Raw genomic sequence first — 11,146 nt, 5'->3', positions numbered from 1 at the left:
GGCGGGACTCTCTCCGGGTCCCGCCGCGGTTCCGTGCTCCCGGCCGGTTGGGTGCCGACCGGGAACACCGCGTCAGGCGGTTGTCAGTCCTCGGGTCGCCAGCTCGCTGAGCGACGCGCCGCCGTTACCGCCGAGCGCCGCCCGAGCCACCGCCGGTTTGCGCAGCTCGAACACCTCGACGAGGATCGTCGGCGCCTCGGACCGGCGGCGGATCCCGTCGATCTCCTGCCGGTCAGGGTTGAACGGCAACGTCTGCCACTGATTCGCGGTCTCCTGCCAGCCGGACGAGATGGCCGCGGCCAGGCCGTCGAGCAGGCTCTCGTAGTTCTCCCGGCTGATCGCGCGACCCAGCCCGTACCGCTCGCGCAGGGCGAGAATCTTGGGCGGAGCCTCTCCGGAGTAGCTGTTGTTGATTCCGAGCCACCAGTGGGCGAAGTACGTGCCCTGGTAACCCTGGGCCAGGTAGCGCGACCCGTCGTGGTGCACCTCGATGATGAAGTTGTGCACCTGCGGGAACTGGCAGTCGAGCAGCAGGACGGTCTGGGCGTTGGCGGGCTGGACGAGCAGCGCCTGCTTGAGCGCGTCGCCCTTCCCCTTCCCGTAGGTTTGGCCGGACAGGCGGACGGGCTCGCCGCCCTTGTCGCGCAACTGCTCGCGAATCTGAAACGCGGCCATTCCACAGTTCGCCCACCTGCGGCTCTCGTCGCGCAACGTGATCTGCCGGTCGTCGGTCCGCCCCGTGCTCGCCACCGCCGCGTTGAGCTTCGCCAGGTCGTCGCCGCCGACAGCCTCGTCACGCTGCCGTTGGCTGTCGTCGGTGGCAAGGGCCATGTCGTTGCGCGCGTTGCTGGTCGCGGCGGTGATGGCTTCGGCCCAGGTCCCGAAGCTTCGGTGCGGCACCAGCTTGCTCGCCGACCAGTTCACCAACGCCCCGACCACCTCGCCCGTGAGGTCCCTGGGCAGCAGCGGTTTGATCCGGGTCAGGATGTCGTGGCACGCCTTCTCGTCGGTCTCCAGGTTGGGAATTTGACCGTTCGGTGGGTAGGTGTCCCGCTCCTCCGCGATGATCAGCATCCGAACCTCCACTGTCCGCTGTCTACGACCGCCCCCACGGCGAGCCGGGTTCCAGATTGGACCCTCCGTGAGCGGACGAACACACAACGTCGGACTTCCGTCCCCGATCGCGACTTCGTCGCTCAGTCCGCGACGAGGCGTACCCGGTGGATCTGAGGTCCGGGTGAGGGCGGTGCGATCAGCGGGTGTGGCGGACGAGCGTCGCCAGTCGCGCCACGCCGGCCGGCGCCGGCTGCGCGCGGGGGACAACGGCGATCACGGTACGCGCCAGAGGCCGGCACCGAACCTCGGCCGGCGCGACAACTGTCCGCCTCGACGAGGGCCCGAGCCGCCCCACGCACGTCACCGAAGCTGGTGCGGTGCTGATTGTCGGACTCGACGGACGAAGCCCCCAGCCAATCGGCAGACTTACACGAGGGCGGGTATTGCTCGCGTATCAGTCATCGTGAGCTGCCGATTTCCTCGTGCGAAGACGTGGCTGTGAGGAAGACTGGGGCCGTCAGCGGCGGTTTGCTTGTTCGATCCCGTCGGACCACCGATGAAATTGCGCGAACGCCTGGTCATGGCTGACAGCGAAGCCGGCGAGCTGATCGGCGTGGCTGACAAGGAGCGGCGACGTTGAGTGACACGGATCTTGGCACCCGCAGCGACCGGGGTAGTGAGTACGCCGACCTCTCCCGCATGGTCCGAAACGCGGGTCTCCTCGACCGACGAGCCCGCCGCTACGCGGCGCGGGTGACGGTGATGCTGGGTTGTCTCGTAGTGCTGGGCGTGCTGTTCGTGCGGCTCGGGTCGTCGTGGTGGCAGACGGCTACCGCGGCCGGTGTCGCGGTGCTCCTCGCGCAGTTGGCGTTTCTCGGTCACGACGCCGGGCATCGGCAGATTTTCCCCTCCCGCCGGGCGAACGACGTGGTCGGCCTGGTGTGCGCCAACCTGGTGACCGGGATCAGTTACGGGTGGTGGGTCGACAAGCACAACCGCCACCATGCGAACCCGAACACCGAGGGCCGCGACCCCGACCTCATGGTGGCTCCGCTGTCCTTCACCCCGGGTCAGGCTGCGGCGCAGCGCGGCCTGGGGGCGCTGTTCGTCCGGCACCAGGCGGCGCTGTTCTTTCCTCTGCTGCTGGCGGAGGGTCTGCATCTGCACGCCGCCAGCGTCCGGGCGCTCGTCCGCGGCGGCGGGCTCAGGCGCCGGCGCACGGAGGCCGGCCTGCTCGTCCTGCATTTCGCCGGTTACCTCGGGGCCGTGTTCCTGGTCCTGAGCGTTCCGCAGGCGATCGTGTTCATCCTGGTCAACCAGGCCCTCTTCGGGCTCTACCTGGGCAGTTCCTTCGCCCCGAACCACAAGGGCATGCCCATCCTGTCCGAGGCCGACAACCTCGACTACCTACGCCGACAGGTCCTCACCTCCCGCAACGTGCGCGGCGGCCCGTTCCTCGACGCACTACTCGGTGGGCTCAACTACCAGATCGAACACCACCTCTTCCCCAGCATGCCCCGACCCAACCTCCGCCACGCCCAGCCGCTGATCCGTCAGTTCTGCGCGGAACACGAGATCGCCTACCACGAAACGACCCTCATTCAGTCCTGGGCGCAGGGGCTGGCACACCTACGGGCAATGGGTGCCAGACCGACCCGACCGGGCAACCGCTGAGACTGCTTGGTTACCGCTGTCTTTGATCTTGCCGGGCGAGCCGGGGTCGCGGTCGCCTGGCCGTTCGGCTGCTGCGGCCGGCCAGGGAAAACCGGTCGGGCGGTGCGCTCAGGCCGGTCAGCGGGTGAGGCCGACGAGCGTCGCCAGTCGCGCCACGCCGGCCGGCGCCGGGTTCGCGTGGGCGATCTCGGCGATCACGGTACGCGCCAACGGCCGGCACCGAACCTCGGCCGGCGCGACACTGTCCGCGTCGACCAGGGCGCGTGCGGCCCCGCGCAGGTCACTCACCTGGAGGTAAACCCGCGCGACATCGACCAGGTACGCGCCCCGATACTCGGCCGGCAACCGCCGCCACGCCTCCCGCCGAACCACCGTCAGGTGCCTTCGCAGCGCCTCGTCGGCGTCACCCCGTTGCGCCGCTGACACCACCCGCGCCAGGTCGACGGCGATCGGCCCGAAGCCGGTGCGGTGCGTGTCGTCGTACCCCCGAAGGCTGGCGGCGACCCCCGCGGCCCGGTCGGTCAGCTCGTCGGCGCGGCGGTGCTCGCCGCAGCCGGCGGCAGCAAGCGCGGCCTGCACCAGCAACGTCCCACCCACCGCCCTCCCCCGGCGATCGCCCTCGCCCTCGCCCCCGTGATCATGAGGTTTGTGGGCGGTTTGATCTCCAAGAGCTTCGCTAACCTCATGATCAGCGGAGTGGGTTGGGCGTGGAAGGACGCGGTTGGCGGCGGGGAGCAGCGCGGCCAGGGCGAGGCGGTCGCGGTCCTGCGCGCGGAGCGCCTGGCCCACCGAGATGGTCGCTGCGGCCGCAAGGAGCGGGTCGTCGCCGGCGGCGGCCATCGCCCGATCGGCGGCCAGCCAGGCGAGGTCGGCCTCGCCGAGCTTCACCAACAGAGACGACGTGATGCGGTACGCCTGCACCAGCAGCTCCGCCGACCGCGCGCCCTGGGCGGCGGCGAGCAGACCCGGCAACAGGCGCACCAACTGCCCGTAGTGCGCGTGCTGGTAGGTCAACCAGGCGTGCCCGACCTGCCGCCTCAGCTCGTCCATCCGTGGCGGAGCCTGCGGGGTGTCGTAGCGGGCGAGCGCGGCCCGGATGTCGTCCACCCCGTCCGGCGTGCCCGCCGGGGTGCTCCGCGGCTGGCCGAGCAGCAGCTCCGGATCGACCCGCAGGACGCGGGCCAGGTCCTGGATGACGGAATACCGGTCCAGGGGGCGGACGCCCCGCTCGATCTTGTCGACCCAGCTCTTGGACCTGCGTAGCCGGTCGGCGAGCATTTGCTGGGTCATCTGCCGCCGTACCCGCCAGCTCGCCACCCGGCGGCCGATCGGGATGTCATCGCTGGTCACGCCGCCACCGCCGGTCCGGGACCGCGCGGGTCGTGTCCTCCACGGGTACGCGCTCCGCCTCGGCCTGGGCCAGAATGCGCTGCTTGGCGGCCTCCCGCTCGGCAGCTTCAGCCTGTCCACCCCGGCTCGTCGACTCGTCGCCTCGCATCTCCACCTCCGTCAGGCCAGGGCGCGACGTTCCGTCTCTGCCGCCGCCCGGGACTCCCTGCGACCCAGGCAAGCGGGCTATCGGCAAGCGGGCCAGATGGCGAGCAATGCGTCCGGTTGCGCTGGTCAAGACGTGGGTTGCGTGGGGTTGCGCGGGTCCCCATAGAATCTCCGCAGCCCATAGGCTCATCACTGTTGGTAGCTGAGTGATAGCTGGAGGCGGATCATGGCGCGACCGGTGACGAATGCGGCGTTCGACGGGCTACTGACCGCCGCTGGTTACGGGAACGCGCATGCCGCCTTCGCCCGACAACTCAACCACGCCGGTCGGGAGCAGGGCGCCTGGCGGTACGACGCGGCCAGCGTCTACTGGTGGCTGCGCGGGCGCCGGCCTGGCGAGCACGTCCAGTCCGCCATGGCCGAAACACTCGCTCGCAAGCTCGGGCGCACCGTCTCTACCTCGGAGCTGGGATTCGGCGCGACGGAAAGCGCCCAAACCTGCACCTACCCCGCGTCCATCGACGCGGCGATAGATGCCACCGAGCAGATCTGGATGACGCTCGCCAAGCACCTCAACCGACAGGTAAACGGGACCTTCGACAGCGGTAAAGCCCTACAGGCGGCGCTCGGCTGGCGGTACGACCTGCCCGACGCGACCATCAGCCGGAGCGGCCGGCAGCAAGTCACCTCAAGCGACGTCCAATCGCTGTACGCGCTCGCGGACCACTTCACCGACCTTGACCGACGTCACGGCAGTGGCTCTCCACACACCCGCGCCGTCATGGCTGACCTCCTCGTGCGTCAGGTCGGGCCCATGCTGCGCGGTACCTACACCGACGCCGTGGGACACGATCTGATGCGCGCGGCGGCAATGCTCGGCGGCCAACTCGCCTTCATGTCGTACGACGCGGGCGAGCATGCAGTAGCGCAACGTCATCTAACTCTCGCCCTACGGCTAGCCAAGGCCGGCGGCGACCGGCTTTACGGCGCTCACCTGCTGGCGAACCTTGCCACTCAGGCCGTGTTTATGGGCCACGGCCGGGAGGCGGCACGGCTCGCCGAAGCTGCCATCGACGGGGCTGGACGTGCTCCTGCCACCGTCGTCGCTCGACTACACGCCACCGCCGCCACCGCCTACGGACAGGCAGGCGAGCGACGTCCCTGCCAGCTCGCCCTCGCTAAGGCTGAGCGTGCTCTCGACCGGACAGGCACAGAGCCCGGCCCGCGCTGGGTCGGCTACTTTAGCCCGGCTCACCTTGCCGGGGCTGCGCTGAGGTGCCTGGGTGACCTGCATCTGTACACGCAGGCCCTCAGGCGCGCACCGGATGCTCTCGCCCTCGCCGGCCGGAACACTCGGACGCGTGTCTTGCACGGCGCCTTAATCGCCGTGACTCATGCACGAGCAGGAGACACAGACGCCGCCTGCGGCTGGGCACGGGAGGTGGCGAGCCATCGCAGGGGTATCCAATCGACGCGTGTTCACCAGCGCATCGAAGAACTCGCTACCGCGCTCAACCCACACAAGGCGTCGCCGCAGGTCAACGAAGTCCTGCATGCCCTCGCGGCATCGCCAGCAGTCATCTAGAGCGACAGCATGCCTCGACATGTCCGCTAGCGTCATCCAGGTGACCTGGACGGACCCTGCCACCTGGTACGCCAACTTGGCTTCCTTCTACGCCGCCGCAGCGGCCTTCATCACCGACCCGGACGGCAACGTACTACTCGTCAAGCCCACATACCGCGACCACTGGGCTTTCCCCGGTGGCTACGTGGACGAAGGCGAATACCCACACGATGCCTGCGCCCGTGAGATCCGAGAGGAATTAGGGGTTGCTCTGGAAGTAGGCGACCTTCTCGTAGTCGACTGGGCACCATCCACCGGGAAGCGGCCGCGCGCGATAATCAGTTTCACGTTCGACTGCGGGTCCGTCGCTAGCCTCGAGGGCTTCGATCTACCGAACCAGGAGTTGGAAGACATCGACTTCTTCCCGAGTCGAGAGGCAAGGCGGCGCCTTCCCGACAACGTCAGGACGCGAGTTCATGCTGCCCTACGCGCCCGTGGCCGGCGAACTCCGGTCTACCTCGCCGGCGGCTCGGCCGCCCCTAGTACTGCAACGGCAGTTGGCCAGGGGTAGCCACGTCGTCTGTAGTGGCAGGTTCGGGCTTGGTGTTGGCGTCGCCAGCGCCAGTAGGACCATGCGAAGTGCAGCTTACACAATCAGCGATTACGACTATCTCGCAGCCGCATTGCTAGGCACATAGCTTTGCAAAAGTGTGAACCAATGACCTTTGCTATTGTCATCCTGCTATTCATAGCTCAATAAAGAAGCTTTCTTGCGACTGGGTTGGCGCCTCCAGCAGTCGCTTGACTCGAACACCCTGCCCTCGACTTGGCAGAACGATCTTGTTGCTCAACTGCTTAGCACGCACGGCAAGGCCACTCGAGACGAGGCTATCGAGCACGCTCGGGACTAGACCTCGATGCTTGTCATCGAGCCCTCTATATAGCGCGTTCTCGCGTCGCCCTGTTCCTCTCTGGGCGTAAAGCTTCTTCAGGATTGTAAGTGCCACTCGCTGTGAGGGGTTGAGCGAGACCATTCCCAGTATGCCCTGCGTCGTCCTGGTTGCAAGATCGAACTGTTCGAAATCGCAATCGCTGAAGCGGTCACTCGGGAGTGCGGACGCCGACGCGAGGCCCTCGACAAGGCCGAACGAACACCGGGCAAAAGACGGCATCGGAATTTCGCCATCGTAGTCGGTCAGGTCGAGCAGCTGTATAATGCAGTCAGAGAAAGTAATCTCACTAAGATCAGTCTCGGGGCCGATAGTCAGCTGCGGAATCAGCAAATCACTTACGGCGAGTTGCGCTTGTGTCTTGAACTCACCTAGAGCCATTCCCACCTGGATGACGTCAAGAAGCAACGCATCGGATGCGCCGTCCCGCTGAAGCAAGGCTGCTGCGGCGCCGGCTTGGCTCGCCTTGACCCCCGACTCCTGCAATTTGCGCGTAGCAACATCGACTCCCAGCTGCTCCATCACAGTCGCGGTACCTCTGAGGCGAAGCGCCTCGCGATTTCCTTGATAATCCGAAACCCCTCGGACGATGTCGCCAGCGCGAGCTGCGTCAGCCAAGGCGGCATCAATAAAGTGCCGCGATCCATCGCTTTCGTCTTGAACGCCAAGACCGGGAAGCCTTTGCAAGATCTGCTGAGATCCCTCGTCGGGCGACCCTCCGGTGACAGACTCGAACGCGGCGGTCATGTCCGAGGGTGATAGGGGCCCCATTCCGTCCAGCCGAGCTCTAGCCATAGTAGCGAGACGCTCGATCAAAAGACGAATGGTGGGTCCATCTATCAGTGGCTGATCGGAGTTCCGCGCTTCCCGCTCGCAGATCTTGTCGAGGAGCACATTCCAACCCAGGGCTGCCGATGAGGCACCGCTGACGTCGAGCGCCTCCTTGAGCAATCCGCTCACGACCAGGTAGCCGAGAAGTAGTGGGCGTGATGGCAGCCATGAAGGCAACTGCTCACCCCACTGATTCCGCGTCAGGTACAACTTTATCTGTTCATCATTGAAGTCGCTTGTGCTCAGCATGGAGGCATCGGTTGGCAACCCCAGCGACGATCGAGCTTCGGCGATGCTGTCGAAGAAGTGAGTTCGACCTGTTATGAATACTCCGCTGCCGGCTGGCGTGTACTCAATGAACTTCCGGACGAGTGTGGTCGACAGCCGGCGGACATCTTTCCAGCCGTTAGCTTTTCCTAGCCACCCCGGCGTTGCTATCTCATCGAACCCATCGAGCAAGAGGTGAGCGTCACCTGCCAGCCACGCGCGAACGAGCTGAGATCCACTTCCGAAACCGATTTTTTTAGCGTGTCGATCCAACGCTTCTTCAGGATCTCTCTGACCCTGATGGTCGCGCAAGTTTAGCGCGATTGGGAACTTAAACTCGCCCCGATGATGTTTCCGTGCAAGGTCTCGGAATACTTCGCGAACAGTCATGCTCTTGCCGGCCCCATAATCGCCGGTCAAGACTATACAACGACCGTCATTGAGGCCGTGCACTATATCCCGCGCCGACCAAAGTCGGCTGCTTTCTATTTCCGCAAACTCAAGCGACACATACTGCTCGTCGGGATTTAGCTTCCCTGTTACCGGATGGCGTGCACTGCCAAACGCGTAGTTCGGCCGCAACGAAATGTACTCCTGCGAATCGATCAGTTGCGCCCGCAGTTGTTTAAGACTGCAAGCAACCACCGGAGCTTTAAGTCGCTGGATCGCTCCTCGCTGCTCACTGCTCGGCTCGTCCTTCGTAACGAAGTATCCCTTGATGAGTTTCAGGGGATGGGTTCTGCCGTACTGTTCACACAGCTTGGCTAGCTTTAGCCCGTCTGAAACCGCCTTGTCTTTCCTGCCGGAGACCGTGCACTCAATCAGGACAACCGCGTCAGGGCTCTCGAAGATCCCGTCGCGCTCTCGCCCATGGACGTTCTGGGATCCTTGGAACGGATTGGACTTTCCGAATAGCGCCCTCGCAACCCGCAGGACCTCGGCCTCGAAGACTTGCTCTTCGCTTGGCATGGCTGTGCCGTCCTCCCAAGGTAGAGCTAGGCAACGGGAGGGATTTTATCTGGGCCCAAGCAAGGTGACACCCCGGTGAGACTGCCAAGTTGCCGACACACCTGCGGGCGATGCGCCCTAATTTTCTGGTTGGCTAGGGAATGGGTTGCCCCATGGGTCTCACCCAAGATGGCACCGTCGATCCTGATTAGCACCTTTGTTGGCGCCTAATTTCCCTCATTCCGGCTGCCGGATCGAAGCCACCTGCTGATCCCAGTTGCTGACAGCAATGACTCTCACGACGTCGCCGGTCTTGGGCGCCTGAACGAGGTACTGCCGTCGGTTCAACGGCCAACTTAACCCTGCTGAAGTTTCCATTGATGGCACGGATGGAGGAGAGGCTCCCGGGCCGGTGCTCTGGTTCACAGCGCCACGATCGCCGCCGTCTCCGCAGGCAGCTCGATGCGGTCCCGCATCACCGTGACCCCCTCGCCCGTAGCAAGGAGCACCCGCCGAGCCACGCCAGGCAGCGACACCCCCTGCCCGCGCCCAGCAAAGTTCGCAACGACAAGCGTGTCCCCCCGCCGCATCAGCAGGAACTGGTCCCCATGCTGCACCGACACCGCGTGCATCCGAGGATCCGACAGGTCCGCCACAGACCGCCGCAGCCCGATCAACCGCTGGTAAAACGCCAGCATCGAAGCATGCTCAGGCTTGTCCAGCTCAGCCCAGTCCAACCGCGACCGCACGAACGTCTGCGGGTCCTGCGGATCCGGCACGTCCCCTTCCGGCCACCCGTGCGACGCAAACTCCCGCCGCCGCCCGGTCCGCACCGCAGAGGCCAACTCCGGCTCGGGATGCGAGGTGAAGAACTGCCAAGGCGTAGAAGCCGCCCACTCCTCCCCCATGAACAGCATCGGCGTAAAGGGCGCGGTCAACAGCAACGTGGCCCCGACCCGCAGAAGAGAAGGCGACAGCGAAGCCGAGATCCGGTCCCCGGTAGCTCGGTTCCCGATCTGGTCATGGTTCTGCAGGTACGCCACGAACCGGTGCCCCGGCACCCGAGGATCAACAGGCCGCCCGTGGTGCCGGTTACGGAAGCTCGACCAGGTGCCCGCGTGGAAGAACCCGCCGGTCAGCACGTCCGACAGCGTCTCGAGGGAGCCGAAGTCGCCGTAGTACCCCTGCCGCTCCCCCGTCAGCAACGTGTGCAGCGCGTGGTGGGCGTCGTCGTTCCACTGGGCGTGCAGCCCGTACCCGCCAGCCTCCCGAGGGGTGATCAGCCGTGGATCGTTGAGGTCGGATTCGGCGATCAGCGACAACGGCCGTCCCAGGTGCGTCGACAGCGACTCGACCTCGATGGCCAGCTCTTCGAGCAGCGGAATCGCGCGGGTGTCGGGCAGGGCGTGCACGGCGTCCAGGCGTAGGCCGTCGACGTGGTAGTCGCGCAGCCACATGAGCACGCTGTCGATGATGTAGCGGCGTACCTCGTCGGAGTGCGGGCCGTCCAGGTTGATCGAGCGGCCCCAGGTGTTGCTCTGCTCGGCGAGGTAGGGCCCGAACCGCGGCGCGTAGGCCCCGGAGGGCCCGAAATGGTTGTAGACAACGTCGAGGATCACCCCCAACCCGCGAGCGTGGGCGGCGTCGACGAACCGTTTCAGGCCGTCGGGTCCGCCGTAGGGCTCGTGCGGGGCGTACCAGCAGACGCCGTCGTACCCCCAGTTGTATTCGCCGTTGAAGGCGTTGACCGGGAGCAGTTCGATCAGGTCGACGCCCAGGTTCACCAGGTGGTCGAGGCGGTCAATGGCCGCGTCGAAGGTGCCGTCGGGAGTGAAGGTGCCGATGTGCAGCTCGTACAGGATGCTGCCGGGCAGTTGCCGGCCCGTCCACGCGCTGTCGGACCACTCGAAGGCGGAGTGGTCGTAGCGGCGGCTCGGCCCGTGCACCCCCGCAGGCTGCCACGGCGAGCGGGGGTCGGGCAGTGGGGTTTCCTCGTCGTTCAGCAGAAAGGAGTAGTCGAGGCCGGCGTCGGGCACCTCGACCCGCCACCAGCCGTCGGCGGCGGCGCGCATCTCGTGGTCGGTGTCGCGGGCCAGGCGCAGCCGCACCCGCGTGGCGTCCGGCGCCCAGACGGAAAACTCGGTCATCAAACGGCCTCCTCGGCAGCGGGGAGAGGAGCCAGCAGAGCGACGGGATAGTCGGCCAGAAGATTGTCCAGCGACGTCTCCCCGCCACTGTAGACCCGACCGGTGAACAGGTCCTTCACCTCGTTAACACCAAGCGACAGGGCTGTGTCGCGCCAGCCGCCGGCGCGCGCCAGACCCAGCGGCAGGCGCGATCGCCGTGGCGACCCGCCTGC

Annotated in this window: 9 protein-coding genes; 3 read left to right on the top strand and 6 right to left on the bottom strand. The window is 66.0% G+C overall.

The window, feature by feature from the left end:
- Window positions 1-72 precede the first annotated feature (72 nt).
- The gene (locus AB0J68_RS16195) at window positions 73-1,074 is read right to left on the bottom strand and encodes a hypothetical protein (protein WP_363939138.1); all 1,002 of its coding nucleotides are present in this window, start codon (window positions 1,072-1,074) and stop codon (window positions 73-75) included.
- Window positions 1,075-1,755: 681 nt separating this feature from the next.
- On the opposite strand from AB0J68_RS16195, the gene AB0J68_RS16190 reads away from it, so the two are divergent.
- The gene (locus AB0J68_RS16190; protein ID WP_363939139.1) at window positions 1,756-2,730 is read left to right on the top strand and encodes an acyl-CoA desaturase; all 975 of its coding nucleotides are present in this window, start codon (window positions 1,756-1,758) and stop codon (window positions 2,728-2,730) included.
- Between the two features lie 117 nt (window positions 2,731-2,847).
- Here the strand turns inward: AB0J68_RS16190 and AB0J68_RS16185 are convergent, their stop codons facing one another.
- Together AB0J68_RS16185 and AB0J68_RS16180 are read right to left on the bottom strand one after the other, a co-directional pair.
- Window positions 2,848-4,080, bottom strand: coding sequence for a helix-turn-helix transcriptional regulator (locus AB0J68_RS16185; RefSeq protein ID WP_363939136.1), 1,233 nt, complete (start codon window positions 4,078-4,080; stop codon window positions 2,848-2,850).
- Complete coding sequence (locus AB0J68_RS16180) at window positions 4,067-4,228, bottom strand: hypothetical protein (protein ID WP_363939135.1); 162 nt, start codon at window positions 4,226-4,228, stop codon at window positions 4,067-4,069. Before AB0J68_RS16180 ends, AB0J68_RS16185 begins: the two co-directional genes overlap by 14 nt.
- Window positions 4,229-4,453: 225 nt before the next feature.
- Here AB0J68_RS16180 and AB0J68_RS16175 point away from each other — a divergent pair, with 225 nt between their 5' ends.
- Window positions 4,454-5,812, top strand: a complete 1,359-nt coding sequence (locus tag AB0J68_RS16175) for a hypothetical protein (protein WP_363939133.1) — start codon at window positions 4,454-4,456, stop codon at window positions 5,810-5,812.
- Between the two features lie 40 nt (window positions 5,813-5,852).
- Complete coding sequence (locus AB0J68_RS16170; protein WP_363939132.1) at window positions 5,853-6,362, top strand: NUDIX hydrolase; 510 nt, start codon at window positions 5,853-5,855, stop codon at window positions 6,360-6,362.
- A 175-nt stretch (window positions 6,363-6,537) separates the two neighbouring features.
- Here AB0J68_RS16170 and AB0J68_RS16165 read toward each other — a convergent pair whose 3' ends face one another.
- The 3 genes from AB0J68_RS16165 to AB0J68_RS16155 form a co-directional block, all read right to left on the bottom strand.
- Complete coding sequence (locus tag AB0J68_RS16165; protein ID WP_363939131.1) at window positions 6,538-8,808, bottom strand: NACHT domain-containing protein; 2,271 nt, start codon at window positions 8,806-8,808, stop codon at window positions 6,538-6,540.
- A gap of 401 nt (window positions 8,809-9,209) precedes the next feature.
- Window positions 9,210-10,934 carry a malto-oligosyltrehalose trehalohydrolase gene (gene treZ / locus AB0J68_RS16160; RefSeq protein ID WP_363939129.1) on the bottom strand — a complete coding sequence of 575 codons (1,725 nt, stop codon included), beginning with the start codon at window positions 10,932-10,934 and terminating at the stop codon, window positions 9,210-9,212.
- On the bottom strand, window positions 10,934-11,146 hold a 213-nt coding region (locus tag AB0J68_RS16155), incomplete at its 5' end, for a hypothetical protein (protein ID WP_363939127.1). The genes treZ and AB0J68_RS16155, both read right to left, overlap by 1 nt.

Origin of the sequence: Micromonospora sp. NPDC049580 (genome assembly GCF_040675595.1) — a bacterium.
GTDB lineage: Bacteria > Actinomycetota > Actinomycetes > Mycobacteriales > Micromonosporaceae > Micromonospora.
Note: the sequence above shows the minus strand (reverse complement) of the source record. Positions and strands in the feature narration are given on the sequence as shown.